24 protein-coding genes are annotated in these 26,839 nt (G+C 40.9%); 7 read left to right on the top strand and 17 right to left on the bottom strand.

The genetic code is table 11. From position 1 onward, the window contains the following. Positions 1 to 48: 48 nt before the first annotated feature. The 3 genes from N475_RS20695 to N475_RS20685 are packed head-to-tail and all read right to left on the bottom strand — an operon-like array spanning position 49 to position 3,908. On the bottom strand, positions 49 to 2,295 hold the full coding sequence (locus N475_RS20695; RefSeq protein ID WP_063356343.1) for an NAD(P)-binding protein: 2,247 nt from the start codon (positions 2,293 to 2,295) through the stop codon (positions 49 to 51). 17 nt (positions 2,296 to 2,312) lie between these two features. After that, the gene (locus N475_RS20690; protein WP_063356344.1) at positions 2,313 to 3,272 is read right to left on the bottom strand and encodes a hypothetical protein; all 960 of its coding nucleotides are present in this window, start codon (positions 3,270 to 3,272) and stop codon (positions 2,313 to 2,315) included. A 24-nt stretch (positions 3,273 to 3,296) separates the two neighbouring features. Then, positions 3,297 to 3,908: a hypothetical protein gene (locus N475_RS20685; RefSeq protein WP_063356345.1), complete on the bottom strand. Its 612-nt coding sequence runs from the start codon at positions 3,906 to 3,908 to the stop codon at positions 3,297 to 3,299. Positions 3,909 to 4,208: 300 nt separating this feature from the next. Between N475_RS20685 and N475_RS20680 the strand changes: the two genes are divergently transcribed. Next, complete coding sequence (locus N475_RS20680; protein WP_081215876.1) at positions 4,209 to 5,048, top strand: TIGR02285 family protein; 840 nt, start codon at positions 4,209 to 4,211, stop codon at positions 5,046 to 5,048. A gap of 40 nt (positions 5,049 to 5,088) precedes the next feature. Here N475_RS20680 and ttcA read toward each other — a convergent pair whose 3' ends face one another. From ttcA to seqA, 7 genes are all read right to left on the bottom strand, one after another. Next, positions 5,089 to 5,982, bottom strand: coding sequence for a tRNA 2-thiocytidine(32) synthetase TtcA (gene ttcA / locus N475_RS20675; protein WP_063356346.1), 894 nt, complete (start codon positions 5,980 to 5,982; stop codon positions 5,089 to 5,091). 205 nt (positions 5,983 to 6,187) lie between these two features. Then, positions 6,188 to 7,765 (bottom strand): dihydrolipoyllysine-residue acetyltransferase, encoded by a 1,578-nt coding sequence (locus N475_RS20670; RefSeq protein ID WP_063365873.1) that lies wholly within the window; start codon positions 7,763 to 7,765, stop codon positions 6,188 to 6,190. A gap of 9 nt (positions 7,766 to 7,774) precedes the next feature. Then, positions 7,775 to 8,752 carry an alpha-ketoacid dehydrogenase subunit beta gene (locus tag N475_RS20665; protein WP_063356348.1) on the bottom strand — a complete coding sequence of 326 codons (978 nt, stop codon included), beginning with the start codon at positions 8,750 to 8,752 and terminating at the stop codon, positions 7,775 to 7,777. Next, positions 8,752 to 9,969 carry a thiamine pyrophosphate-dependent dehydrogenase E1 component subunit alpha gene (locus N475_RS20660; RefSeq protein WP_063356349.1) on the bottom strand — a complete coding sequence of 406 codons (1,218 nt, stop codon included), beginning with the start codon at positions 9,967 to 9,969 and terminating at the stop codon, positions 8,752 to 8,754. The genes N475_RS20665 and N475_RS20660 overlap by 1 nt, the downstream gene beginning before the upstream one ends. Before the next feature lie 245 nt (positions 9,970 to 10,214). Next, positions 10,215 to 11,246, bottom strand: a complete 1,032-nt coding sequence (gene astE / locus N475_RS20655) for a succinylglutamate desuccinylase (RefSeq protein WP_063356350.1) — start codon at positions 11,244 to 11,246, stop codon at positions 10,215 to 10,217. A 72-nt stretch (positions 11,247 to 11,318) separates the two neighbouring features. Then, positions 11,319 to 12,956 (bottom strand): phosphoglucomutase (alpha-D-glucose-1,6-bisphosphate-dependent), encoded by a 1,638-nt coding sequence (gene pgm, locus N475_RS20650; RefSeq protein ID WP_063356351.1) that lies wholly within the window; start codon positions 12,954 to 12,956, stop codon positions 11,319 to 11,321. A gap of 9 nt (positions 12,957 to 12,965) precedes the next feature. Continuing rightward, positions 12,966 to 13,517, bottom strand: coding sequence for a replication initiation negative regulator SeqA (gene seqA, locus N475_RS20645; RefSeq protein ID WP_063356352.1), 552 nt, complete (start codon positions 13,515 to 13,517; stop codon positions 12,966 to 12,968). 126 nt (positions 13,518 to 13,643) lie between these two features. Here seqA and N475_RS20640 point away from each other — a divergent pair, with 126 nt between their 5' ends. From N475_RS20640 to fur, 5 genes are all read left to right on the top strand, one after another. Next, positions 13,644 to 14,417 carry an alpha/beta fold hydrolase gene (locus N475_RS20640; RefSeq protein ID WP_063356353.1) on the top strand — a complete coding sequence of 258 codons (774 nt, stop codon included), beginning with the start codon at positions 13,644 to 13,646 and terminating at the stop codon, positions 14,415 to 14,417. A gap of 88 nt (positions 14,418 to 14,505) precedes the next feature. Next, entirely contained in the window at positions 14,506 to 14,727 is a 222-nt protein-coding gene (locus N475_RS20635; RefSeq protein ID WP_023399386.1) for a DUF2788 domain-containing protein, read from the top strand. Continuing rightward, a complete protein-coding gene (gene ybfE, locus N475_RS20630; protein ID WP_023399385.1) occupies positions 14,727 to 15,005 on the top strand; it encodes a LexA regulated protein in 279 nt (92 codons plus the stop codon). The genes N475_RS20635 and ybfE overlap by 1 nt, the downstream gene beginning before the upstream one ends. 13 nt (positions 15,006 to 15,018) lie before the next feature. After that, entirely contained in the window at positions 15,019 to 15,546 is a 528-nt protein-coding gene (gene fldA / locus N475_RS20625) for a flavodoxin FldA (RefSeq protein ID WP_063356354.1), read from the top strand. Between the two features lie 116 nt (positions 15,547 to 15,662). Continuing rightward, positions 15,663 to 16,106: a ferric iron uptake transcriptional regulator gene (gene fur, locus N475_RS20620; RefSeq protein ID WP_063356355.1), complete on the top strand. Its 444-nt coding sequence runs from the start codon at positions 15,663 to 15,665 to the stop codon at positions 16,104 to 16,106. A gap of 70 nt (positions 16,107 to 16,176) precedes the next feature. Here the strand turns inward: fur and N475_RS20615 are convergent, their stop codons facing one another. From N475_RS20615 to glnS, 3 genes are all read right to left on the bottom strand, one after another. Beyond that, on the bottom strand, positions 16,177 to 16,476 hold the full coding sequence (locus tag N475_RS20615; RefSeq protein ID WP_063356356.1) for a hypothetical protein: 300 nt from the start codon (positions 16,474 to 16,476) through the stop codon (positions 16,177 to 16,179). A gap of 139 nt (positions 16,477 to 16,615) precedes the next feature. Next, positions 16,616 to 18,430, bottom strand: coding sequence for a protein kinase domain-containing protein (locus tag N475_RS20610; protein ID WP_063356357.1), 1,815 nt, complete (start codon positions 18,428 to 18,430; stop codon positions 16,616 to 16,618). Positions 18,431 to 18,527: 97 nt separating this feature from the next. Beyond that, positions 18,528 to 20,189, bottom strand: coding sequence for a glutamine--tRNA ligase (glnS, locus tag N475_RS20605; RefSeq protein ID WP_063356358.1), 1,662 nt, complete (start codon positions 20,187 to 20,189; stop codon positions 18,528 to 18,530). A gap of 377 nt (positions 20,190 to 20,566) precedes the next feature. Here glnS and N475_RS20600 point away from each other — a divergent pair, with 377 nt between their 5' ends. Next, positions 20,567 to 20,836, top strand: a complete 270-nt coding sequence (locus N475_RS20600) for a hypothetical protein (protein ID WP_063356359.1) — start codon at positions 20,567 to 20,569, stop codon at positions 20,834 to 20,836. 238 nt (positions 20,837 to 21,074) lie between these two features. On the opposite strand, the gene N475_RS20595 is transcribed toward N475_RS20600, so the two are convergent. The 4 genes from N475_RS20595 to N475_RS20580 all read right to left on the bottom strand — a co-directional run bounded on the left by N475_RS20595 (position 21,075) and on the right by N475_RS20580 (position 26,837). Beyond that, the gene (locus tag N475_RS20595; RefSeq protein WP_063356360.1) at positions 21,075 to 21,683 is read right to left on the bottom strand and encodes a lysozyme family protein; all 609 of its coding nucleotides are present in this window, start codon (positions 21,681 to 21,683) and stop codon (positions 21,075 to 21,077) included. Positions 21,684 to 21,728: 45 nt separating this feature from the next. Beyond that, a complete protein-coding gene (locus N475_RS20590; protein ID WP_063356361.1) occupies positions 21,729 to 22,220 on the bottom strand; it encodes a hypothetical protein in 492 nt (163 codons plus the stop codon). 81 nt (positions 22,221 to 22,301) lie between these two features. Beyond that, positions 22,302 to 22,877 carry a hypothetical protein gene (locus N475_RS20585; protein WP_063356362.1) on the bottom strand — a complete coding sequence of 192 codons (576 nt, stop codon included), beginning with the start codon at positions 22,875 to 22,877 and terminating at the stop codon, positions 22,302 to 22,304. Between the two features lie 231 nt (positions 22,878 to 23,108). Continuing rightward, the gene (locus N475_RS20580) at positions 23,109 to 26,837 is read right to left on the bottom strand and encodes a contractile injection system tape measure protein (protein ID WP_063365872.1); all 3,729 of its coding nucleotides are present in this window, start codon (positions 26,835 to 26,837) and stop codon (positions 23,109 to 23,111) included. Between the last annotated feature and the right edge of the window lie 2 nt (positions 26,838 to 26,839).

Raw genomic sequence — 26,839 nt, 5'->3', positions numbered from 1 at the left:
CTCCAATAAAATTGCAGGCCTTTTCTGTTACTTAACGTCTATTTTCGCTTAAGTTCCATCTGGCTCAAAGCCATTTTCACCACTTATTTCTGCTGGTAGTCCACAAATTGCGCGAGAAGTTTGCATCCCAGCCATAACAGCGGCCTCAACACAGCCCGCATTGACCCCAGTTTTTATCCAATCACCTGTAATATATAAGTTTTTAAATAAGGTACCATCTGTGGCAAGCCTGAAATCACTACTTCCTGTTACAGATAGCACATATCGCTCACTTGGGTCGACATTTACACGCCAATACTGAGTATCGAAGCGTGCTTCCGTCGCAGGTTTATTTGGATCATAAACCACATCCCATATAAACCGCCCAGCTGCATCATATGCAAGCGGCCACAGTGGCTTCATTTCAGATTGAAGTTTTTCTACAGCGTTTAGCTTAACTTTGGCAGTTTGCTCTGCAGGGAACGAGTGCTCAGAGCTAGGTGGATAGTTGTCACAAGTAAAAGCACTACAAAAATAGGCGATATTACACGGCTTATCATTCTGCCAATCTTCGACTTCTAATAAATTGGACATCGCAGCCCAAGTGTCAAAGGGCTGTGAAAACGCACTTAAAATAGGTCGCTCTTCGCTTGGCGGCGTATAGTTAAATCCTAGCTGCTCATCAGTTTTATTAAGCCATACTTGAAATGCTTGAGTTGCGACAGTTTTAACCTGACTACTTTGTTGTTCAAATGCATAATCTAATGCTAACAACTCTGGACATAAATGTTCCAATGAGCCGACAGAAATACCAAATACCACTTTGTCAAAGTCACGCATTCTTTTTAAAGTTTTTCGAGGCAGGGGTCGTTGATAATGCTGTTCGTAAACCTCAGGCCAATTACTCCAAAAAGACTCCAGATTAATGTTGTGTTGCTGCAATAAAGCAGCTTGTTCTGAGTCAATGTACTCAAAGTTAGGCTTAGCAGGCCAGCAAGGTAAACCCTTCACATCAACAAAAGGGTTGTACTTTCCGTTTTTTAAAGCAACTTGTTCTATGACCGATATCTCTTCGACCACATAGTTACCGTCTTCATCTTGCCCAGGTTTTAGTGATTCAATCTGGTTGAAGAATTCAAATTTAACACCGCGCTGTGCCAGTAGTTCATAGATCGGTGAGAAAATAATATCACCCATTCCAGCTTGCATTTTCCACATCACACCACCTTTATAACACAGCATGATCCGCAACATAGCTAAAGAAGCGACGCCAGCTTCCACATCACCGTTTTCAAAATCTCCGTCGACATAGCCAAAGACCAAATCGTAGAACCCTCTGACAGGGGCTGATTCAACGGCATATTCCTTATCAGCGCCGTTACGAGCAAGCCAATACTTAAAGTCGTATTGATTTAAAACGCCAAATCCATTAGCGTGCACCCTATCGCGTATCATTCCAACGGTCATCGCTATAGCTAGATCCGCGCAAATATATGCTCGTCTAACGGCTGGGTTTTCATCTATAAGCTCCAACGCCTCACTGCGTAACCAACGCTTTAGCTTTCTAACAATGTACCAAGTTACAAGTCGGTCTTTGGTATTTGACAGTTTTTTATCTTTCGCCCTTAAACTCATAAGTTCATGCAACTGAGAAATAAGCAGCTTTGGCGTAGATAGAATATCTTGTGCTTCGTCTACCGCACTGTCGAAAAAAGAGCGTACTTTGTCTTCTACACTGTCTACTGCATCTGAAATTTCGCTTGCAAGATGCTGTAATAAACTGCGATCTCGACTCTTACGCGTTTGCAATTCGACCTGCTTGTTGGAAGCTTCTATGGCCTCTTCTAACTCATCTATCCATTTGTGCAACCACGCCACAACAAGCTCAATTAGCTGCCAAAAGTGTAGGTCTAGCGTGCCATCTGCTGGATTACCCTCAATTAATGGAAAGTCAACTGGCCACGTTTCCCATTCGTTTTCAATATATTCTTGCAAAACAACAAAACTATGTGGCTTCAATGCTTGTTGCCATGTATGAATAGGCACACTGGTAGGGCGATTTAACTCATTGTATACCGTTTCAATGGCACGAAACGAGTTCACGTAGGCGCCAAACCAAACGTGTAAACCATGCTCTTCAATCCGTTCACCATACTCTGCGTTTCGGCCGCTTGCGCCTTTACCGCCTAACCGCCAACCCAATTGGTATACGGTAATATCGTATAAATCTTGCCAATTTTCTTTTTCAGTTAGGTAAACTGCCGCAGTCATTGCAGACACCCCACCACCCAAAATTGCGATATTTTGTTTAGTCATGTCAAATCCTTAACGCATTACAAATCTGCGGTTACAATTTCTTTGGCACCATCTTGATCGAAATCCATACATAAGAAATAAGGAAGTTTCGCAAACTGCTCACCCACTTTTATTCCAAACATTTCTTCTAATGGAAAAGCATCTACTTGGTTAAAAGTGACTTTATACTCATCTTTTAAAAACCCTAGCTTGTGGATCTTTTTAACCGTAGATGGTGAATGCACTACTGCGCTATATACACTGTTTTGTGCATAGCCGTCTGGAAATTGCTTAAATAGAATTTGCGCAAGTTGAGGGTTTGAAAAACCCGTGAATAGTTGTTTAAAAAAGTCTATACCGACTCCAAGGTCATGAACGCTACTATGGATAAGATCTGCAACTTCTTTACCTATTTCTATTGCCTCTTCAATCCACGTATCATCATCTGCTACACGCTCAATTGAAATTAGCTCGTACCAAGCCATTTTCTTGTCAGCCTGAAATGGTTGAAACGTTTCTAAACTCAATGAGAAATAATCTGCGCGGTGCTGACTTGTGGGCATTTCATATTTACAAAGGTATTTGTTGTACCCCCAAGTTTCGCGACCATTAACAAGCGCATTAATGTTATTCACCGTAATAAACGCTGGAAACCAGTATAGGTGAGTCATTTTATTTTCTTGTTTGCACATTTGCGCAATTGGCAACCAAACAATGATATCTGTTTCTTGCATATATCCATAATCGCTAAATGGCGGCACTTTCGATGCGATGTTTTCGATATCAGTGAATGTTAAGAGGCAGTACGATGATAAGGCTCTAAACGCAATATTTTCGCTCGGTACTGAATTAAGCGTCAAATCTACATAATTTTGAATAGTGTCTAGTTCACCTTTAACAAAAAAGCCATACATCATAGCATTAAGCATTCTGCATGGCGGTTTTGCAATCGGGTTACCTGGGTAGTGTCGATAAGGAATACGAGGCTGATCTGACATACATAACTCCTTCTACTTTATGATTTACATAGTCAATTCTAGTCCACTTTTTATCCTCCGGTTGGCTAATTTCAACTTAATTGCTTGTGTGATATTTTGCTGGCACATTCGCGTAAAATGTTGATACGCATGTGCAGAGAAGTTTTCCGACAGTGCATTCATAAATCCGTGGTTATACCTGGTCCTATAACACTTGACCCCATTGACGTTAGATAAGTGTGCAATTACAGGTTTGACATCAAAATGGCTCTCCTCATAAGGGAAGTAGATTTCAACATCACATTTGGGATGCAGCTGCAGGTGGTTACGTATTTGACCAGGATAAAAAGCTAACAACTTAGTCGTACTTTTTATTGGTATAGCTGACAGTGCACGCCAACTGGCAACTGCACCAGCCGAAAAACCAATAATCAAATCAGGCTGTTTACTCGAAATAGCCTCAGCCACTTTTTCAACATACTTATCATGTCCCGTGGTTTCCATAAATTGCCGATAAGCAGACGACTCGTCTCTGTCGAGGTGTCCTTGACGGAAGGGGTAAGGAGAACAAATAGCAGTGCTGCCATCTAGTTCATTTGCAAAGCTTTCTAGGCTTTTTGTTTGACCGAATATATCACTCACTACAAGCGTAATCATAGCGTTTCTCTTATTATTGAAATTAACTTGATACGCCAACCCTGTATTCTACCCTAAGCATTTTGTTAAAAACACTTTTAACGCACATAAAGCAAGACCAATCCTTGAACAAACTCTATTGGCCACCGCACTTAATTTCCCAAAAAGGTTGGTGTACAAACTCAAATGTAGCAAAAACAATAAAATTGTAAAATTAAATACAAATCCAAACTTATAAATTTAACGTAAGTAATTTACCATAAGTTGGAAATTCCTCTGTTTTTGCTAAGCTTTATTGATAATAAAATAAGAGAGTCGAGCGTGCGCAAAACATTATTTTTGTTATTAATGCTAATTGGGCCTGCTGAAGCCAAGTCGATCGATTGGATCATCACTGATTTTCCTCCATATTATATGGTTAGTGATGATTTAGTGGGAACTGGGCGTGATGAACTTGTCATAAATTTACTCCATGATCATTTACCTGACTACAGCGAAAACAAAATATTTTTCCCAGCCAGCAGAGCAATAAGAGCCTTGAGTGACAAAAGGAAAACTTATTGTATGCTGTCCTTGTACAAAACACCTGAGCGACAAAAGTTCATGCATTTTAGCGACAGCTACGCAACCGTCGGGCTATCCCCCACACTTGCTATCTCAAACTTAACACTCGCGGCATTAGATAAACAGCAACTTGAAAAGGTCAGCTTAAAGCAGTTTATTGAACAAAATAAGTTAGTGTTAGGTGTGGCAATGCAGCGCTCTTATGGGCACCGATTAGATGAGATCATTAAGTCATTACCAAAAGAACAAGTCATTATCAGACCTGGACAGGATGCTCTGGAGAGTTTAACTAACATGCTGATTAAAAAGCGTGTTGATGCCGTAATAGGATATCCTAGCGAGCATTACTATATTCACAAATTGACAAATACCAGAGCACAATTGTCACAATTATTACTTGATGACATTGCCCCACTCGCATATGGCTATGTTGGCTGCACAAAAAATGATAACGGTAGGCAAATAATCAGCATGATAAATCAAACTATGCCTGATTTAACGAATTCACAACCATTTAAAAATATAATGGTAAAGTGGTTGCCCAGTTATTTAGAAATGAAACTAGACCAGCTGTTAAAAGGCAAAGTAAGCTCTTAAACCAGATAAGCACAACTCCATATCTGGTTTAAGTAAAAAGTTAGATATTTGTCACATCAATAAACAATGATTCATCAATGTTGGTCGACGATACCGTTGCTTCACTAAACTGATACTCATCTCTTTGCGCTTCCCTGTCTATCGGCAGGTTTTCAAAATCAAACAGGTTAGTATCGGCAAGTTGACTTGGACTTACATTTTGCAGAGACTTAAAAATGCTATCTACACGGCCTGGAGTTTTGTTATCCCAGTCGATCAGCATTGCTTTGATATTCTGCCTTTGCAAGTTTTCTTGAGAGCCACATAAATTACACGGAATAATTGGAAATTGCTTGTGCTCTGCATACTTGATTAGATCTTTTTCACGACAATATGTTAAAGGTCTTATTACCACGTTTCTGCCATCATCTGAGCGGAGCTTAGGTGGCATTGCCTTCAAGCGTGAGCCATGGAACATATTCAAAAACATAGTTTCAACAATGTCATCCATGTGATGGCCTAGCGCTAGTTTAGTTGCGCCAATTTTCTCAGCGAAAGAATATAAAGTACCTCGGCGTAATCTAGAACATAAGCCGCAGGTTGTTTTCCCCTCTGGCACTTTCTCTCTTACTACTGAGTATGTATCTTTATCAACAATGTAATAAGGAATATCTAAGCTTTCAAAGTACTCAGGTAAAATGTGCTCAGGAAAACCTGGTTGTTTTTGGTCTAGGTTCACAGCGACAACTTCAAATTTAATTGGTGCGGCTTTTTGCAAGTTAAGCAATATATCTAGCATTGCAAAAGAGTCTTTACCACCACTGATACAAGCCATCACAACATCACCTTCTTCGATCATGTTGTAGTCTTTAATTGCATTACCAACGTTTCTACGCAGTTTCTTTTGCAACTTATTAAATTCAAGTACTTCTTTTCTATCGTCTTTCTGATTCATTACGACTTCTCAAGCCAACACAAAACGGCTTTTTAATTGCTACGGGTAAAAAATTTTTAGGGTGTGGATTATACGGACTTTTACAACCAGTTGGAATATATCCGTGTAGATAAACAATAGCGACCCTGACTGTTTTTAAACAAAAACTAAAACGCCCCCAAAACAAAGGCTTTGGAGGCGTGTAAAGGACCTTTACAAGATGAGTTTAGCGCATTGCCATCATCATTTTTGCAGGTTCCTCTAAGTAAGCTTTCCAAAGGTTATTGAATCGCGCTATTGTGCCACCATCAATTACTCGATGATCTCCAGACCAGCTGACTTGCATAATTGAACGCGACACTACGTTACCCTCAGCGTCAAAACGTGGTAGATGCTGTAGCTTACCAAGTGCAACTATCGCGACTTCAGGCTTATTGATGATTGGTGTCGCAGTTGTACCACCAATTGCTCCGATATTAGAAATCGAAATTGTACCACCTTTAAGATCATCTGGAGATACTCGCCCTTCTCTCGCTGCATCAGTTAATTTAGTAACCGCTTCGGCTACATCTACAATCGACTTGTTTTGACACCCTTTGATGTTAGGAACTAATAAACCAAGTTTACTGTCTACAGCCATCCCAATGTTATGGTCGTCAAAGTATGTTATTTGTGAGCAATCATCATTCACTTGTGAGTTTAAGATCGGGAACTCGTTTATCGCCAAAGAAAGGGCTTTGATAAAGAATGGCATCATGGTCAGCTTAATACCTTGCTTTGCATACTGCTCTTTCAAAGACAACCTCAATGCAATTAGCTCTGTTAAATCAATTTCATCACTGTAAGTAAAGTGAGGAATTGTCGAAACAGAAGCAACCATTTGCTTCGCCATTGCGGCTTTCATTCCGCGAATTGGCTCCACACGCGTTCCACCGGAACTTGTAGCTGCGGTTTCAGGTGTAGAAGTTACTTTTTCAGGGGCAGAAACAACTGGAGCTTGTGACTGGCCACCCTTAAGGTACTGTTCTAGGTCTTCTTTGTAAACGCGGCCATTTTTACCACTACCCTGTACCAATCGAATGTCAATATCCATTTCACGAGCACGTCTTCTGACCGCTGGTGATGCAACGGCTTTACCAGACACTGGTTTACCATTTATCGCAGTGCCATTTGACGGTGCAGGTTGTGGCTTGTGGATTTCCAGCTGCTCTTCAACAGATTGTGCAGTTGTGCTTGCTGCACTTCCCGCGCCCGCAATTCGCACCTGGAACAATGGACTGTGAACCTGTGCAATATCACCTTTTTGATAATAAAGTTTTTCAACAACACCATCGTATTTAGCAGGGATCTGAACCAACGCTTTGTCAGTCATAACATCACAAACAGCTTGGTCTTCTTTGATCTCTTGGCCTTCACTTACAAGCCACTCGACGATTTCACACTCCACAATACCTTCACCAATATCAGGTAAGATAAAGTCTTCTAGGTGCGAGCTTGATGCTGTGCTTTGCACAGACGGAGCCGAATTATCTTCATTGCTTGGCGCTTCGACTACCGCAGCTTCACCTTCAACATCCATTGCAAACAGCGGTTCGTGCACTTTTGCAATGTCACCTTTTTCGTAATGTAGCTGTGTAATCACACCATCATGTACTGCCGGAATTTGTACTAAAGCTTTGTCAGTCATAACGTCACAAATAGGCTGATCTTCTTTTACTGTATCGCCTACTGCAACTAACCACTCTACAACTTCACACTCTACGATGCCTTCGCCGATATCTGGTAAAATAAATTCTTTAGACATGACTTATCCTTAAAATTCCACTGACTTTTTAATTGCTTCAAATACTTTCAGAGCATCAGGTACGTATTCTTTTTCAAGCGCCAACGGATAAGGTGTATCAAGTCCACACACTCGTTCAATTGGTGATTCAAGATGTAAGAAACACTCTTTTTGAATCGTTGCCGCAATTTCAGCACCAAAACCATTCGTAATAGGCGCTTCATGACTAATAACTAGACGGCCAGTTTTAGTAACAGAGTTAATTAGCGTCTCTGCGTCCCACGGTAAAATAGAGCGCAAATCAATAATTTCACAGCTAATACCAGCTTCTTCTGCTTTTTGAGCGGCTTGTTCAATAATTTCCATCTGTGCACCCCAAGCAAGCACAGTAATATCGTTGCCTTCTTTGACAACTTCAGCCTTACCAATTTCAATGCTGTAATCTTCTTCTGGCACTTCCCCAACGGATGCACGATAAAGGCGCTTAGGCTCAAAGAAAATAACTGGGTTATCGTCTTTAATACAAGCTCTCAGCAAACCTTTCGCTTGATACGGGTTACGAGGGACAACTAACTTTAAACCCGGTGTATGTGCAAAATAAGCTTCAGGTGATTGTGAGTGATATAGGCCACCTGCAATACCACCACCATAAGGTGTACGAATTGTCAGGTTACCAACATTAAACTCATTACCTGAACGGTAGCGGAACTTAGCTGACTCGTTAACGATTTGATCAAACGCAGGGAAGATATAGTCCGCAAACTGAATCTCAGCGAGTGCTGGCGCACCAAAGGCAGCCAAACCATTCGCAAAACCCAAAATACCTTGCTCTGTCAACGGTGTATTAAAGACTCTATGTTTTCCGTACTTTTCTTGAAGACCAGAGGTTGCACGAAAAACGCCACCAAAGTAACCGACATCCTCACCAAAAATACAAGCTTGTGGATGTTCCGCCATACTGATATCTAGCGCCGAATTAATGGCGTGTAACATATTCATTTTAGCCATTATTTGATTCTCCCTGCTGTTACTGGATAGGCGTCTGGATATTGTTTGATATGCTCTTTAAGATCTTCATATTGTTTTTGCAGAGCCGGAATTGGTGTGTCGTAGACATCCGACACTAACTCTTCAAGCGCTGGTTTTTGAACTTTTTCAGCCACTTTAAGTGCAGCTAAGATCTCTTCTCTGATCTTGTCCTTGATTGCTTCATCTTCATTTTCGTCTAACCAGCCTTGTTTGAGTAACCAAGCTTTGAACCTTGCAACTGGACAGCTATTTTTAAATTCCGCCTCTTCGTCTTTTGTACGATAACCAGACGGATCATCCGACGTTGAGTGAGCGCCTAAACGGTAGGCAATTGATTCAATAAGTACTGGCTCGCCTGTTTTTACTGCAATTTCACGCGCTTTTTTAGTTGCCTCGTATACTGCTAATGTATCAGCACCATCTACACGAATTGTCTTGATACCATATCCAACACCACGCGCTGCAATACCATCACCTTTAAACTGCTCATCGGCAGGTGTTGATATCGCATAACCGTTATTACGAGCAAAGAAAATCACTGGCGCTTTGTGTACAGCGGCCATATTTAAGCCTGCATGAAAATCGCCTTCAGAAGCCGCACCTTCCCCGAAATAACAAATCGTGACATTTTCTATTTCGGAGTCTAGCTCGCCGGACTCTTTATCAATGTGCTTTAGCTTTTGTCCATATGCATAACCCGTTGCCTGAGGGATCTGAGTACCTAATGGAGAGGAAATAGTTAAATAGTGAAGTTCGTTAGAGCCGTAGTGAACTGGCATCTGGCGACCTTTACCTAGGTCTTTTTCATTTGAAAAAAGCTGGTTCATAAACTGTTCTAGCGTGAAGCCACGATAATGCAATGCTGCTTGCTCACGATACTGAGCCATGATCATGTCTTCTTGCTTTAATGCTGCTGCACTTGCAGTTATAGCAGCTTCTTCACCCAAACATTGCATGTAAAAGCTGATGCGGCCTTGACGCTGTGCAGCTTGCATACGTTCATCCAACAAGCGGATAAATCTCATGGTGCTGTAGATCTTAAGCGCGGTTTCTTTATCTAATTCAGGGGCAGTTGCACCATCTAAGATGTCACCTTGTTCACTTAAGATTTTTAATGTTGGAATGTTAAGCGCATGGCCATCGATGAATTCGAGTGCATGGCTTATATTTAACGATATGTTATTGGGGTTAGTCATAACCTACCTTCTCTTGTTGTCATCGCCAATTTGCACTACTTGCAGTCAATAGCATCAACTTGAAGCCCGCGAATAGAGTTTTGAATAATTAGTGCGGTAAATGCAAATTACTTAAATTAAAGCTTTTGCCACTTTACGTTAACGTAAACGGTTATTCAACTAATCCTAGATGAATAACCGATAATTTGCATTTTTATTCTGGAAAGATTTCGATACGGTTATGAAAGTACTTTTATTTCAGAAGGTTAAACAAAGTTCTCGTTTACTTCCATTGGAATTACGGTTAACAATGCACGTTGACCGAGCGCTACTTTTGCATTTGGGAATATAATTGCTTCCCCATCCACTTCAGCAAAAACCTGTGTTTCACCATCAGTGGCTAATAATTCGCCTTTCCCAAAACCGGTGAAATTTACAGCACTGTCGGGGAATGGGAATGAAAAGTCTTCACAGGTACGATTTATCGTTCTGTACACTGTAAACAACTCGAAGTCACTTGCATTAAATTCCTTATATTCAACCTCATCTTGGCTAATTAATGCAACTAAAGTTTGCTTAGTAGCTTCAAAACTAGCCATATTGTTTTGACCAAACGGCTTAACCTGACCCAACTCTACAGTAAATGCATCTGCACCGAATTGTCTGGAAGAAAAATAACTAAATGTAGTCGCCGATGAGCTCATCATCAGCACAGTGTTTACACCACATGACAATAAAAACTGAAGTTGTGATTTTTTCCAAGGATTACCATGCAAGAATGGATAAACGGCAAACTTTTCATTCTTGGAGCCTCGAATAGCCGTATGTAAGTCATAATGAGCTCTATATCGCCCCTCCTCAACACTGGTAAAGAAAGTACGTACATATGACTCTAATTTAGCCGCTCTAACTTGCTCAGGGTTTTCAGAACGGTTTTCATGTGCCCCGTTAAACAAACGATTCAAATTTTCATCTACAAAGCGTTGGCCAATATTAATCGACTTTGGATTACCATAAATGAACAACACGCGCTGCTTCAATTCGAGCTGTCCCTTTATAATTTGCTGAATAAGCTGGTCACAAATTTCAATCGGCGCAGTTTCATTTCCATGAACGGCACTCGACAACACAATGTCTTTCGTGGTTTTGCAGTTCGGTGAAAATTCGATAACACCGGTATCTATAACTTTAACCTCTGTCCCATTTGCCAAAATAAACTGACTTGGCTCCAGTGAAAATTCATTTTCACGGGTTATGGTTAAAAAGTCCCCTGTTGTTTTTAATGTATCAAGGTACATACTGTCACCTTATGAGAGATGTAAAAAAAGAAAAGGCCATTATTTTTAATGGCCTTTAAGAAATGTTCTAAATTAGCTAATTACACTATCTACAAGTGCTTTCGCTGCACTTTCAAGCTCAGCCAAATGTGCTTCGCCTTTGAAAGATTCTAGGTAAATTTTGTAAATATCTTCGGTACCCGACGGTCTAGCTGCAAACCACCCTGACTCAGTAACAACTTTTAAACCACCAATAGCGGCGCCATTACCTGGTGCATGAGTCAATATGTCCGTAATCTTGTCACCAGCCAGTGTCGTTACTTTAACATCATCAACGCTCAAAGCTTTTAAGCGTGACTTTTGAGGCCCAGTTGCTGGTGCATCTATACGTTTATAGCATGGCGCACCGAACTCTACCTCTAGCTCTCGGTAGCGCTGAGAAGGAGTTTTACCAGTAACCGCTAATATTTCGGCAGCTAGCAATCCAAGAATAAAACCGTCTTTGTCCGTATTCCAAACATCGCCGTTCTTTCTTAAGAATGAAGCCCCTGCACTCTCTTCACCACCAAACGCCAGCCATGTGTCACTAAGCCCTTCAACAAACCATTTGAAACCAACTGGTACTTCGTACACTTCGTGTCCAAGGTTTTTCACTACTTTATCTATCATGCCACTGGATACGAGCGTTTTACCGACCTTTATATCCTTTGCCCATTCACGATGTTGCAGAAGGTAATCAATAGCAACTGCTAGAAAATGATTTGGATTCATCAAGCCATCTTTAGTGACAATACCATGACGATCATAATCCGGGTCATTACCAATCCCAATATCAAAGTCATCTTTTAACGCGATAAGATTGGCCATAGCGAAAGGTGAAGAGCAATCCATGCGGATTTTGCCATCTTTATCTAGTGGCATAAATGCAAAACGAGGGTCTACTTCATCATTTACTACTGTCATTTTCAGATCAAAACGCTTGGCAATTACTGGCCAAAAGTTGATGCCCGAACCACCTAAAGGATCTATACCAATATTAATATCAGCTTTGGCTATCGCTTCTAGGTCAATTACATTTGCTAAATCTTCAACGTAAGGCGTAATCAGGTCTTCATACTTGATAAACCCAGAACGTTTGGCTTTTGCAAATGGAAATAGTTCTACTTCAACCAAGTCCTCACGCAATAACTGGTTTGCGCGTTGTTCAATCCAGTTTGTTACATCTGTATCAGCTGGTCCACCATTTGGCGGGTTGTATTTAAAGCCACCATCTTCTGGTGGGTTGTGTGATGGCGTTACCACTATCCCATCGGCTAGCTCTTGAGGGTGTGTCCTGTTATGACACACAATCGCATGGCTAATAACCGGTGTCGGAGTATAGTCATCACCCTCTTGAGTGATCACTTGTACTTCATTTGCAACAAGCACTTCAACGGCAGAGTTAAACGCCGCTTCTGACAATGCGTGTGTATCTTTGCCCAAATAAAGCGGACCAAAGATATTGTTCGCTTTACGGTAGTCACAAATTGCCTGTGTGATAGCCAATATATGTGATTCATTAAACTTCACATTGTATGAACATCCACGATGGCCTGAGGTGCCAAAAGCAACACATTGTTCTGGATTAACTTCTAAATCAGGCTCATTTAAATAATAAGCCGAAACCAGCTTTGGAATATTTGCTAGCTGGGATTTGGGAGCTGGTTTGCCTGCGCTTGGATGGTTTGCCATCACATTTCCTTATAGGTAGTCTCTAATGGTTTCTGCTTGCTGCTGAGTGTAGCCTAAATTAAGCGCTACCTCGTGCAACATCATCTTCTTACGCGTGGTATTTGAATTGGTCATGACCCAATATTCACTGTCAGTGATATTTTTGGGGTTCATACTGCTCCCGCTTTCAAGCAACGCTTCTTTACTTTTCGCAAAGTAAATTCTGTCTCGCCCTTTAATTTCAAGCACTTTGCTAAACTGGGCTTTATGTGTTCGATGGAATGCCGCCAAAATGAACAAAAACCTGCCAACTACGCCTTTTTGCATAGCAAGTTCTTCTTTATTCAAAATGTTAAATACATTCGCTGCTTCTTTAACTGGTTCAGGTTTCTCTTCAGCCACTTTTGCTGCTTGAGGTTGCTCTATTACCTTTTCAACTTCACTTGAAGTCTTTACTGAATCGCCTTGAGAAGGCTCTAATTCTAATAAACGACGCAGGATCTGTGAGGCGCTTTCACCAATACTCTGCGTATTGCTTGCAATGTATTGATATAGCTCGTCATCTATTTCTATTTTTTTCATGCTTGTCCTGTCATTTTGTACATATACCGCATCTGCGGAGGATTATATCTAAATTTATCATATTCCTCTACGGCTTTGATTTTTGAATTAACACTGGCAAAATAGCCGCGCAAACTTGGAGGCTGTATGTTACTCAATTTTAAACAAAGTGGATTAGACCCAAATAGTGCCAAAACTGTGATCTTGATTCACGGTTTGTTTGGCTCACTAGAAAACCTGAATGTCATTGCAAGAGCGCTAGAACCGAGCTTTAGTGTCATCAATGTTGACTTGCGTAACCATGGCCGTTCATTCAAAAGTGACGAAATGAACTATCAAGTTATGGCGCAAGATATATGTGAACTTATCAATCATCACGATCTGCAGAGTGTCATTCTTGTTGGCCACTCAATGGGTGGAAAGGTCGCTATGCAGGTGGCTATGCATGAAGAGCAAAAAGTTGAAAAGCTCGTTGTTTTAGACATAGCACCCGTTGACTATCACCCGAGGCATGACACCATTATTGCGGCACTCAATCAGGTAAGTCAGCAAAAGCCATCTAGTCGAAGTGAAGCTGATAAAATAATGTCCGGATACATTGAAGAGCTCGGTGTTAGGCAGTTCCTTTTGAAAAGCCTAGCTAAAAACCCACAGGGCAACTTTGAGTGGCGCTTTAATCTGTCTGTAATTGAAGAGAATTATTCCAAGATTATCTCTAACATCGATACACCTCGTACCTGTTTGTGTGATACGCTCTTTGTAAAAGGCAATAACTCCGATTACATACTACCGGAACATAGAGAAGCGATTGTGGGTGCTTTTTCAAAAGCAAAAGCAAAAATCATCCAAGGTGCTGGTCATTGGCTACATGCTGAGAAGCCAGAAGCTGTCAATCGTTCAATTATTGATTTTATTCAATAATTGTCAGAGATTTTTATGCGGCGCTGCTTAATTTATTGTGGATAGATATGCTATAGTAGCCGCCGTTTAAGGTTTTAGTAGTGCAAAGATGATCAGTCAATACATAAATGAGTTTGAAACTCTTGGTTTTTACTTTGCGCTCGCATGTATATTCTTTCTTATTGGAATGGCAATACAGGATGTTCTGAAGAAGGGTGACGTGCCTAAATTTGGTCGATACATCGTCTGGCTGGTGTTGTTTTTAGGTTGTTCAGGTTTCATAGCCAAAGGTGTCATCCAAGTATTTTGGCAAGGTGCGGGTGTTGGTTAATGGCCAAGTCTGAATTAGATAGAACAACTATCGACTTATTTGAAAATGAAAAGCGCCCTGGTCGGCCCAAGACAAATCCCTTACCTAGGGAGATGCAGCTTAAGATCAACAAGCGTAATCAAATTAAAAGAGATAGAGCAAGAGGGTTAAAACGCGTAGAGTTCAAAGTCTCTTCTGAACTTTACCAAGCGTTGAGTGATATGGCTGAAGAACAAAATATCAGCCGTAGCGCACTCATTGAAACCATCTTGCAAGAGAAATTAGCGATTAATAGATGAAGGTAATTATTTAATGGCAAGCGTAGGTATTTTTTTCGGCAGTGATACGGGTAACACCGAACACGTTGCTAAACAGATCCAAAAAGAGCTAGGTAAAAAATTAATCGATGTAAAAGACATTGCTAAAAGTAGCAAAGCAGACATCGAAGAATTTGACTTAATTTTGTTTGGTATCCCTACTTGGTACTATGGCGAAGCACAATGTGACTGGGATGACTTCTTTCCAGAATTAGAAGAAATCAACTTTGAAGGCAAACTAGTAGCAATTTTCGGTTGTGGCGATCAGGAAGACTATGCTGAATACTTCCTAGACGCAATGGGAATGGTAAACGACATTGTTACTGAACGTGGTGCTATTGTTATTGGTAACTGGTCAACTGATGGTTATGAATTCGAAGCATCGAAAGCACTTGTTGATGATAGTCACTTTGTTGGTCTTGGCATCGATGAAGATCGCCAGCCAGAGCTTACTGAGCAACGTATTAAAGCTTGGTGTGCACAGGTTTATGACGAGATGTGTTTAAGCGAGTTAGAAGATTAATTCTTTTAATTGATAAAACAAGCTTTGACTTGTTGCCCGTGCACGTTATTCTTAAGAAAATGGTCGTGCTTATTCTTAAGAATTGAAGTAAAAGAAATTAGATTGAGACAGATTAAATGACTGATCACAACTTAGAGCTTAAAAAGGCGGGCTTAAAAGTCACCTTACCGCGTATTAAAATTCTAGAGATTTTACAATCTCCAGAAAACCAGCATATCAGCGCTGAAGACGTTTACAAAATATTGCTAGATAAAGGCGAAGAAATTGGTTTAGCAACCGTTTACCGTGTATTAAACCAGTTCGATGATGCAGGTATTGTGACGCGTCACCACTTCGAAGGTGGAAAGTCTGTTTTTGAACTGTCGGGCAGCACACACCACGATCACTTGGTGTGTTTGAAATGTGGCAAAGTAATAGAGTTTGAAGATGACGTCATCGAAACTCGTCAGGTTGAAATTGCAACAAGCAACGGCATCAAGTTAACAAATCACTCTTTATACCTATACGGTGAGTGTGTTGATGAAGAAGCCTGTAAAAAGTTTACTGAGTCAGAAAACTAATAAATAGTATTAAATCTATTTTTTCTAAAGCCAGCATCATGCTGGCTTTTTATTTTTAATCTCTCCTGCTCTAGCTTTTGTCTAAGCCATACAAAGCATCGGCAACGCGTTTTAGATCGACTTCAGACACGAAATCGTCTGACAAAGTCAAAATTGCATTCAGATTATTTTTGAGTTTTTCTTTGCACATCGGCTCTGGTTTAAGTGCTGTCTGCAACAAATGAAGCGACATATCGGCTATCAACAGGCGTTGCTTTTCTGGCCAAGAGTCATCTCCTTGAACTGCTTTATTTCGCGTTATTGCTTGCTCAACTTCATCATGGATCCCCCAACTTAACGTTAAGATTTCCTGCCTTGTCTCTTTATCCATAACTCCTCCTTTGAATCAAGGGTGCAACAAGCTGCCAACAATTACAATTGACAATTCGTCATATGCTATGAATAAATTTACTTGCCTTACGAGTTCAAAAAGGATTGGCGAAAGCACCAACAACTCCCCCGAAGCAAAGTTAATTACTTTTAGGGTTTTTTGGATAAAAATAATCAGGCTGACGTGGGCACAGAGCAAATTCACGGGTATTTTTATAGGGCAACTTCATAAACCCAGCAACACCATAGTCCTGAATGCTCACTGCATACTGAATTATCTCTCTTAGTAAAGCTGAGAATTTCTCTTCTTGACTAGAGTCTAACAAGCGATAGTAATAGTGAATTTTCAATCTATCGTTCAATGACTCAAAGATAATACAGCCCGTGTGATGTATTTTGTTTAGTTCAAATACACACTGGATGATCTGTTTTGGCAAATTAAGTTGTTCATCTGGATCTTTGCCGTCCTCAAAATATGAGTGTGGTCTTGTCACCTCAGAAGCGGCTACATGACTAACGCTATATTGCAGTTCAGGTAAGTTTTCGAAAATGTAAGCCCCCGTCTCATCTCGCTGCAATTGAATTGTTTGGCGAGCATCAAACAAACAGCATTTGAACAAACCTTTTTGTTCTATTCCCTGCGCTAGCATTACAGTTGCATTCACAGCGTCAGTAAAAGCTGCATCCAAAGATTCATCGTGGAGCATCAGACTTGATTCAACAAAAACCGACTCCTCTTGCCAATGAAAGCTCAATCCACCAACTACGGGGTATTTCGCCAAACGGCTGATAGATGCCAAAAACGCTTTTTCTGTATCTCCAGTATCAAACAAGAACTCTTTGTAATATCTATCTAACTGAGCGTCATTGACGTCAAGCAATTGCTGATTGTGGTCAGCCCTGCGTAAAAATTGCTTGCGAGAACTATAGACCACTGTATCAGGTTGTTCTTGCAAATGGGTGATCCAAAATGGAATTGGCACTTTGTCTTGGGGAATTTTAAGGTCGGGTAAATACACTTTTGCTATGGCAGGCATGTTCCGCATGAAATAGTCTCCTGCTTGGTCACGCGTTACCTTGTCCTTACTCAACATACCATCTATTACCCGCGCAAATTCCATTGGCAGGCCTAAACTTGTAGCTGGTATAACATTCGCCCCAAAGCGGCATGATTGCGCGCTTGCCAAGGCATAAATAGTCGAGGCTACCCCCTGCTCATCGAACCGAGGTGAAGAACGAGCACCAGACATTTGTTCATCGCCAATGAAGTAAACGTCCCCCATTCGCGCATTGGTACTGGCTATATCAGAAGACATCAAGTCCATGATATTGCTAGCGATTGGTTCACCATGAATATCTACTTGCGCATAAACAGAGCTTCCCCAATCGACCAATGAAAACGCATCTGAAGCTTGGTCCCATACTATATTTGAAGGTTTAATATCTCCGTGAACAACTGGCTGAGGAGACATGCCGTTTTTTCTCTCTCTAAGTTCCACCAAAACATTTCGTAGTTTTAAAGCAAGTTGAACAAGATCTCTTGCCGAAAATCGCCCTTGCTTGATAGAGATTTGCTCAAGGTCTTCTCCTTTTGCGCGTGCCATCATCAAAATCCCCTGCTTTTTGACACGTTCAAATGCAAAGAACTCTGGGACCATTGGGTTATCTATTTGAGACAACATATAAGCTTCATCTTCAAGCCTATCTCGAACACTCTGTGCCAAGGTGATGCGCGAAAACTTAAATACCCATTCAGCGCCACTATCTTCTACCCCAGCAAATACAAAGCCAAATGCGCCCGAGCCAATCAACTCTACATCTTGGTAACCAAGTAAACTAAGCTGCTTTTTACATATGTTTAGCCATTGGCGATGCTTTTTAGCATCATGGTGGGACAACAAATAAATGGATTGCTGCTCATTGATATAAAAATTATGAATTGACTGTTTACTCACGGCGAGCACTTCTCAAACTAATCTTATGAATATATTGAAAAAAAGGCCGACATTTGTCGACCTTTTTTATTCATTACTGCAAAATGATTGCTAAGCTTTAAGCTTTTTCAATCTTTGCCCAAGAGTCTCTTAACCCAACAGTTTGGTTAAACGTCAACTTATCTGCTTTGTTATCACGACTATAGTAACCTAGTCGCTCAAACTGGAAGCCTTGCTCTGGATCAGCTTTTGCAAGTGATGGCTCTAACTTAGCATTGTTGATTATAACTAGTGAGTCTGGGTTTAATGTCGCCGTAAAATCTTCTGCGGCGGCAGGGTTTGGCACACTGAATAAACGGTCATATTGACGAACTTCTGCTTCAATACAGTGAGTCGCAGACACCCAGTGAATTACACCTTTAACTTTACGACCGTCAGCCGGGTTCTTACCCAACGTTTCGTCATCGTAAGTACAATAAATTGTCGTTATGTTGCCAGCATCGTCTTCTTCGATTCGTTCTGCTTTAATTACGTAAGCATTACGTAGACGTACTTCTTTACCCAACACTAAGCGCTTAAACTTTTTGTTCGCTTCAACACGGAAGTCTTCACGCTCAATGAAAATCTCTCTTGTAAATGGCAATTCACGCTCACCCATATCTAGTGTCGGGTGATTTGGCGCAGCCAGCATCTCGACTTTGTCTGCTTCATAGTTTTCGATGACGATTTTAACTGGGTCAAGCACAGCCATGGCACGTGGTGCATTTTCATTCAAGTCATCACGGATACACGCTTCAAGCATACCCATTTCGACCATATTGTCTTGCTTAGTGATACCAATGCGCTTACAAAACTCACGAATTGAAGCTGGTGTATAACCACGACGGCGCAGACCGGCAATTGTTGGCATACGAGGGTCGTCCCAGCCATCAACTAGACCATTTTCAACCAAGTCGTTTAGTTTACGCTTTGACATTACTGTGTATTCAAGATTTAAGCGTGAAAACTCGATTTGCTGAGGTTTACATTCAATGCTGATATTCTCAAGTACCCAGTCGTATAAACGGCGGTTATCTTGGAACTCCAACGTACACAGTGAATGTGTAATGCCTTCTAATGCATCAGAAATACAATGCGTGAAGTCATACATCGGGTAAATACACCACTTATCACCTGTTTGGTGGTGATGAACAAAACGAATTCTATAAATGATGGGATCGCGCAAAACCATGAATGAACTAGCCATGTCAATTTTTGCACGCAGCACACACTCGCCTTCTTTAAACTCGCCATTTTTCATTTTTTCAAATAGTGCTAAGTTTTCTTCTACAGACGTATCTCGATGCGGACTGTTTTTACCTGGTTCGGTCAGCGTACCACGGTACTCACGTGCTTGTTCTGGTGACAAGAAACAAACATATGCTAAACCCTTTTCGATGAGTTCTACTGCATAGCGATACAGCTCATCGAAGTAGTTTGATGAGTAACAAATCTCACCATCCCAATCAAAGCCTAACCACTTCACATCGTCCTGAATAGAGTGCACATAATCGATGTCTTCTTTTTCTGGGTTAGTATCATCGAAGCGAAGATTACAAAGCCCTTTATAATCCTGTGCTATCCCGAAGTTCAGGCAGATAGACTTTGCGTGACCAATGTGTAAAAAACCATTCGGTTCTGGCGGGAAACGCGTGTGGGTTGACGCGTGTTTACCGCTTGCCAGATCCCCGTCAATAATATTTCTAATGAAATTAGTTGGGCGATTCTCTGTATCCGCCATAGGAGGTCTTTCCTCTGAATTTGTAGCTTGTTAACTGACGCATTATTACAAAATAATCTGGTAACTTACAGCGCTTATCTACTCATAAGTTAGATTTATTTTGCGTTTTTCTTAAGTCGCTTAAATTATACGCAAAAATGCCATTTTGGGACCTGTGAAAAGTAGCAGAGTTAAGATAAATCTGACTTTAAATTGAGTTAAACTCGAGTCCTTTATTGGATATGTGGCCGCCTATCAAATAACTCAACTTAAACGATATTAGAAAATGCTTGTTCACTTATAGTTCATTTTCTGTATTATTTGTGCATAAAGGGGTCATACTCAAATGATAGATAGATTTCACAGCTAAACTGTAATAGCTAGAACAAGGAAAGCAGATGATAAGTAAGTATTATCTTTTTGCAATAGGATGTGCGGCAATGAGCCTAAGCGCTAAAGGGCTGGCTGGTGGCTCCTCCAATTCTCATGCAACCTATCAAAAATGTTTTTACAGACTCTCCCATGCTCCAAAAGACTCAACTGCACCTATTTGGCAGTCAAAAACTGTGCTTGCATCGCAAAGCTGCCCGCCCAGTTGGACAATAGTCAGCGACAAAGGTAGAAACCCGGCTGGAGTATATATTTACCTCTACAGTATGTTTTATTAATTTATACCTGTCATTTCAAGCTCCTTGCCCAAGTATGTGGCACTAATTGATTATCTTAGTGGGCGCTAGTGACTTATTTTTCGTCGTATTTTTAAATATATACCCTAGGAAATCGCAAGGACAATGCTCTGGGTTGTCTGAGTTTGTGGAAGCTTGCAGGATAAGTGGTATATGAGTGGTACAGTGGCAGGTGGTCGCTGAAAAAAGTAAAGCTGCTTTTCGCAGCTTTACTTATAAATTACTTCGATTCTATCAAATATGCTAAACGCTGTTTAAACCTTTCTCGCGGCACTTTGTGCCAAAGCTCTTTATCTGACATTTCTTTACTGAACGATTCAAGGTCATTTTTTGCTACATACCTTTGTATTCGGCGTCGAGTAGCTGGTGTGTAGTCTCCTCGGTACCTTAAATCAATGATGATATCTTTAATTTTTGGATGCAGGTTTTCCCAGTCCACAGCACCATAAGCATCAACGCAATCTTGTTTCTCACAAATGCGCTTAACATCATTGGCCATCGCTTGGTAGGTTTGTTCGAATAAGTTAACTTGCTCTTGATGGCTTACTTCAAATCCTTCAAGGCCATGATCTTTGATAAACTCCTCAGCTGCTTTGCCAGATAGTCCAGCAGCCTTAGATAAAACTTGTGCAGGCTTTGAAGAAACTCCGGCCTGAGTAAGTGAATGCTCAATATCTAAAGCACTGCGGTGCTTTAGATCAAATCCGCGCCCAATAGTAAGTCCAGAGTATTGTGACGGAACATGCAAAGTTCGGCTGTGATAACGTCCACCCTCTTGCCCTTCTTGTTCAAATGTAAACTGTCCGATATGTGGTAATTTTTTAGCCATCTCTCTTCCCTAATTAACCGTCAATGTCATACAGTGACGAGATGTTTAAACTGTCAATATACCTATATTGGGAATTATTTCACCCTTTAAGGTACCTAGAACAGAAGTTTTTCCATCTACAATTTCGCGCCGATGTTGCACTAGCTCATAGTATGCCAAGCTCGCACTCAACCACTGGTGCACTTTATTAGCAGGCATGTTGTTGAGATGTTTAATGGTTTTTCCACACATCTCACTATTCTGATCAATTCCCATAAAGTGCTGTAGCTCATGAATTAGATCTGGCAAAAACCCTTTGGAAGCAACTAACAACAGCAACCCTGCCGTCTTTTGGTTACAAATTTTGGCTCCACGAAGCAGTCGCCAAAGTTCTGCGCCATACAGACCTTTGAAAAGTGCATAAAGTTCACCTTGAGAGAAACCGTTTCGTTGCAGTGTTTTCCATAGTGGTAAGCCGTTTAGTTTAATTTGAGACTTACTAAGATCTGTCGATTCCAGAGAAAATGCATATTCAAATGCTTTTTGATAATCCGCCACAGAGTCACCTCCTGTTTCAACTTACAGAGCTGACGCACATCAGTGACAACTGTGAAAAATTCCTAACATTGTTTAAGGAAATTAACTTAATTTTCCTCTAATTTGCAGAAAAACTAAGCTTAAGAAATCTGATAGCATCGACTTGAATTCACTGTGCTCCTCAAAGTTGGGTGGACAAGGCCAATGAGGAAAGTGTACTTCTGATGCAGGTACATGCTTGTAGTAGTAGTCATCTGCAAAAAACAACGGTTGTACCTGGCTTGTTACAAGCTCAGTAATATACTTAGAATAGATAAAACAGTGATTAGGTCGTGTAAATATCAGCAATCGATTTAAACCGATATCAGGTTCCTGCTGATTGCCTGAAAACAATAAAGATACCTGCGTTATTACCTCTATTGCTGAATCGCCTTCGTGAAGTGTCTGCTTATCAATCTCAATTGATGCCGTATACCCTTGCTCTATCAGTAAAGCTTTTGCCGTTTCCAAATGTGGCAGAACCCTATTTTCAAATAAACTATTTAAGTGTTGCAACAGACTATGTCTGTTGTGATCCAAATAGGACTGAACCTTAGACTCAGCGACTTGATATTGTTGTTGTCGCACCTGATGTTCTTCGATCAGGGCGCGTAAGTTTGAATAATTGTTTACAGGCATACACTTCTCCATTTTTAATTGAGGTCGGATAAACATAAGGGTTACCAACCCGTTAGATACCTTGCCAATGTTGGGCTGATAAAACTAAGTCTTATTTTGATCCGCTATTATTGTTTTTTTTAAAACGCGTGCGGTCGTATTTAGTGAATTTTTATATGGGAAAAAATGCCCAAGACTCGTCATTATCGGCCTCAGGCATGCTTCAGGTTGACTTGATGAATTTACTATTTACTAAACACCGTATTGCCATTCGATATTGATGAGATCATTTCCTAGCCACGGAAGTTGCGCTATCCCCAAGCCCCAAGGTAACTTCATCATCAAGATATCTTGCGGCTTATTCTCAACGGCAATACTGATACCATTTGCGGTTAAATTAACTTCGCCACTTCGGCACAAAAACATTTCCATGAACACCTTATTTGGCATGCCTTTTAACGCCTCCCAACGAGTCACTACTATTTCGACTAAGCGCTCGAGCTCTGCTATTTCAACATCGTTTAGAGATTGCTCATATTCAATAGATTGCTCTAATGGTAAGCCCAGCAACGCATTGATCGTAAACGTTTCATGTTCAATTGGGTCGGTATCAACTAGGTAACAAAGTAATTGATGTGCTTTTATCTGAGACAGCTCATCACAAAATACAATTTGTTCTGACTTGTCTTCTGACTTGTCTTCGCACAGTAGGTTAAATTTTCTAAACAGCGTTTCCAAAAACGGCCACAACAAAACAATACCCGCATCTTCGCTAATGAGCCTTTGCGCACTGTATTGGTATGCACTTTTAGCGCTGGTTAATGCTTGTGCGGTTTGAGATTTAAGCTGCTTAAACCCAGCAGACTGCATACGAGTATTTTGCTTTTTAGTTTGAATTGACAACCGATTCAATAATGCCTTGCTTCGAGTCAAGAGCCGCTGCGCACTCAAATAATACTGTTTGTTAAACCCTTGCTTGAGATCATCCGTATCGCCCATAAGCTTATTCTGATCTGCATTGATGGTCTGTATTAACTGAAGTTCAGCCGCTTTTTTAACACCAGAGGTAGCTCCGCTGTGCTCTTTAACATCTCGCTCGCCGGAAATACTGGGCTCAGATATAGCATTTAGCACATTTGCATTGCTATTGTGCTCTTTATCCGATACACCTTTAGTAATGATTGCTTGCTCTGAGGCAGAAGACGAACCAACGCCTTCTTGTTCTTGTAATACTCCTTCAAGGTGTGTGATAAACTCACTCAGCTCATGCTGCGCGCGCTCAAAGGAATCTGAAGATTGCATACGCACAAGATCCACCAATAATTCATTAGGGTTACGTAATTCGTTTAGTTCAATACCTTTAGCTGGCGATTGCCCAGTCTTCACACCTGTTTGCACTCTTACTCGGTATTCGCTCTCTGCTTCTCGGCGCATATCGTTCAAACGAGCCAGCTCTTGCGCGTTTGCAACTAAAAGCCCTCCCCACCATGTCGACGCCTGTTGAGCTATGCTCTCAAGATAAGGATTAAGTGCATTAATCTTGTTTTGAATTCTTTGGAGCTTTGCCAAACTTGCGTCTAACGTTCGAATTGTTTCACTCAGTACTGGTAATCTACCACTTTCAGCTAAGAGCGTGCGCCAGTGTAGGCAACACACTAATAACTCTTGCACTAATTGGTGAAGACCTTCTAGATTTAATTGCGAGTCAAAACCTCGTATCTGACTGAGGGTGGTGGAAATAAAGTTTCGTAATCTAGAGAGCACTTCTTGTAATTGAGCTTGTTTTAAGCGCACAATACTGGTCGCTTCGCTTTTTTCAGGGCCTTCTTTGTACTGTGACAAAAAGCTTCTTGAAGCCTCATCTTTTAAATCAGACTCAATACTCAATGTAATATTTTGCTGCTCAATGCTCACAAAGGCTTTATCCACTGCAATAAGTATGGAATCGACAAGCTTATTTAGTGAGAACTGGATTTCGTCTTCGAACTTACTATGAGGTAAGGCTTCTACTTTTTTAGCGGCCAATCCGTTGTCTTCGTGATCTTTTTCACCTCGAAGAACACTATATTTCTTCACCAACATTGCAAGCATTTGCGCATTGGCCCCAAGCACTTGCATCTCGAGATTGGCTTTTTCTGCTTCGCTCAAATCCTGTTTAAATATACAAAGTGCCAAACGGCATTGTGCAACTTGGGCTTGTTCAAAGTGCGTGGTCAGTTGGTGTGCTACAAGTTTAGACACTGGCCCTTGAAGTTCGAGCATGCTAACTAAAGGGTGCAGTCTCAATGAAGAGCTGGTATTTTCCATTGCGCTTTGTTCATTAACACAAGCAGTCAAAGCCGGCTCGGTCAATATCGCATTTTGCTCTACTGTCTCAGTTTTAAATGTGTCAATAAATTCAAAGTCACTTGGGTTTTTCGTTATGCTGTGCTTCTTATCGACTAACCAGTAGCTGATCTCGTTTAACAGATCAATATATGCAGTTAAATTAACATTTTTTTGTAGCGGCGTGCCCATTATACGTACGGCAGCACAGTGACTTTGTAGTTTCTTTAACATGTCGCTGGGCGCATTTTCAATAGAACACACCAAAGCTCTTATTCTGTTTGCATATACATAGTTCAATAAGCGTTCGGGAGAATCACTAACAGCACGAATTTCTCGCTCCACCAGCTTTATCAGGTACTCTATTTTTTTAAGCTGCTTGTTTGTGTGTACTGACGAAGAAATCACACGCTTCATCAGCTGCTGAAGTAAACAATATACTGGTTGAGGTAGATCTTGTAGCGCATGAACTTGTGTAAAAAAACGGAGCCATTGTTTGCGGTCAAACATCGCAAGTTCTGAAACTTCACTCCGATCGTTCAACAACTTATGGAGCTTTTTAAGCGTCCTAAAAGACGATTTTAATCCTTCTTTTAAATGACGATAAACAGGCATTGAAACGTTTTCTACCTCTGCCCCCCAAGGTAGATCCACTTGCAACTGGCCTTGCCTGATATCACTGAGTTCCTCAATCAAATCCTTTATGGAGGCATTACTTATAACAATAGGCTGCATTTGCTTTAAAGTGGAGGGTGCTACTAAAACTCTGTCTGCGATACGCGCTAAAGTTTGTCTGTCGTTGTCCACCAATTGACTAGTAGATTTCAATGCAAACCACGTTTTCAATAACTTAAGTTCACATTTAGGCTGCTTTAATACCTCGACTACTTTACTCAACAAAGAACGATCATTCTGGTTATTTCCTGAAAACATAAAGGAAGCATTTAAAAGCACCATAAAGCGTGCTTGCAGCTGAGGCAAACTGCTCTGGTTTGCTAAAAATATAGACTCAAAGTCCAACCAAAATGAGAAGCGGTTTTGTACTGACAACTTATTGATCAGCTTTGATACAAGTGTATGGTGTTGTTGCTCAGTAAATGCCTGGATGTAAGTGACAATGCGCTTATCATCAGCGCAGAGTGCCCGCACGAACAAATTCCGTAATGCTGGCCATTCAGCAGAGGTCATTAGCTTAAAAAACTTAGCTTTGTCGTTCACTAAACACTTTATAAATGCCTCTTTCACATATTGTATTACTCGTGCATCTAAGTTTTGCAAAGCAATATCGTTTGGACTCAAATTCGAATCAAACACCTTATTCACATCAGAATCGAGCTTGTTTCTCAATTGCGTTTCAATGGTGTGCTTTAAGATCCTCCGAATAACTGGACTGAAGACACTCTCAAAATATCCTTGAGGGTCAGCGTTCAAAGCATTCAAATCTATATCTGGCAATTCGATACTAATATCGTCTAGAAGCATCTCTGTACCAGCCAATACGTTAGATTCAGAAACATCGACTTTAAGTTGATTAATGGCATGATGAAGCCACTCTTTTAATAGAGATTCAAGGGCAGTAACGCTGTACTGCCCTGACTCTATCAGCGATGAAGGGGCATCAATATCTGCCCCAATTTGCGCGATTGCTAGTTTCATAG

The sequence above is a fragment of the Pseudoalteromonas luteoviolacea DSM 6061 genome (assembly GCF_001625655.1).
Classification (GTDB): domain Bacteria; phylum Pseudomonadota; class Gammaproteobacteria; order Enterobacterales; family Alteromonadaceae; genus Pseudoalteromonas; species Pseudoalteromonas luteoviolacea.
The sequence above is the reverse complement of the archived record's forward strand: the minus strand, read 5'-3'. Positions and strand labels throughout refer to the sequence as shown.

Coding starts and splice junctions, on each gene's coding strand:
- N475_RS20695 (WP_063356343.1), bottom strand. CDS start 2,295: ATGACTAAACAAAATATCGCAATTTTGGGTGGTGGGGTGTCTGCAATG.
- N475_RS20690 (WP_063356344.1), bottom strand. CDS start 3,272: ATGTCAGATCAGCCTCGTATTCCTTATCGACACTACCCAGGTAACCCG.
- N475_RS20685 (WP_063356345.1), bottom strand. CDS start 3,908: ATGATTACGCTTGTAGTGAGTGATATATTCGGTCAAACAAAAAGCCTA.
- ttcA (WP_063356346.1), bottom strand. CDS start 5,982: ATGAATCAGAAAGACGATAGAAAAGAAGTACTTGAATTTAATAAGTTG.
- N475_RS20670 (WP_063365873.1), bottom strand. CDS start 7,765: ATGTCTAAAGAATTTATTTTACCAGATATCGGCGAAGGCATCGTAGAG.
- N475_RS20665 (WP_063356348.1), bottom strand. CDS start 8,752: ATGGCTAAAATGAATATGTTACACGCCATTAATTCGGCGCTAGATATC.
- N475_RS20660 (WP_063356349.1), bottom strand. CDS start 9,969: ATGACTAACCCCAATAACATATCGTTAAATATAAGCCATGCACTCGAA.
- astE (WP_063356350.1), bottom strand. CDS start 11,246: ATGTACCTTGATACATTAAAAACAACAGGGGACTTTTTAACCATAACC.
- pgm (WP_063356351.1), bottom strand. CDS start 12,956: ATGGCAAACCATCCAAGCGCAGGCAAACCAGCTCCCAAATCCCAGCTA.
- seqA (WP_063356352.1), bottom strand. CDS start 13,517: ATGAAAAAAATAGAAATAGATGACGAGCTATATCAATACATTGCAAGC.
- N475_RS20640 (WP_063356353.1), top strand. CDS start 13,644: ATGTTACTCAATTTTAAACAAAGTGGATTAGACCCAAATAGTGCCAAA.
- N475_RS20635 (WP_023399386.1), top strand. CDS start 14,506: ATGATCAGTCAATACATAAATGAGTTTGAAACTCTTGGTTTTTACTTT.
- ybfE (WP_023399385.1), top strand. CDS start 14,727: ATGGCCAAGTCTGAATTAGATAGAACAACTATCGACTTATTTGAAAAT.
- fldA (WP_063356354.1), top strand. CDS start 15,019: ATGGCAAGCGTAGGTATTTTTTTCGGCAGTGATACGGGTAACACCGAA.
- fur (WP_063356355.1), top strand. CDS start 15,663: ATGACTGATCACAACTTAGAGCTTAAAAAGGCGGGCTTAAAAGTCACC.
- N475_RS20615 (WP_063356356.1), bottom strand. CDS start 16,476: ATGGATAAAGAGACAAGGCAGGAAATCTTAACGTTAAGTTGGGGGATC.
- glnS (WP_063356358.1), bottom strand. CDS start 20,189: ATGGCGGATACAGAGAATCGCCCAACTAATTTCATTAGAAATATTATT.
- N475_RS20600 (WP_063356359.1), top strand. CDS start 20,567: ATGATAAGTAAGTATTATCTTTTTGCAATAGGATGTGCGGCAATGAGC.
- N475_RS20595 (WP_063356360.1), bottom strand. CDS start 21,683: ATGGCTAAAAAATTACCACATATCGGACAGTTTACATTTGAACAAGAA.
- N475_RS20585 (WP_063356362.1), bottom strand. CDS start 22,877: ATGCCTGTAAACAATTATTCAAACTTACGCGCCCTGATCGAAGAACAT.
- N475_RS20580 (WP_063365872.1), bottom strand. CDS start 26,837: ATGAAACTAGCAATCGCGCAAATTGGGGCAGATATTGATGCCCCTTCA.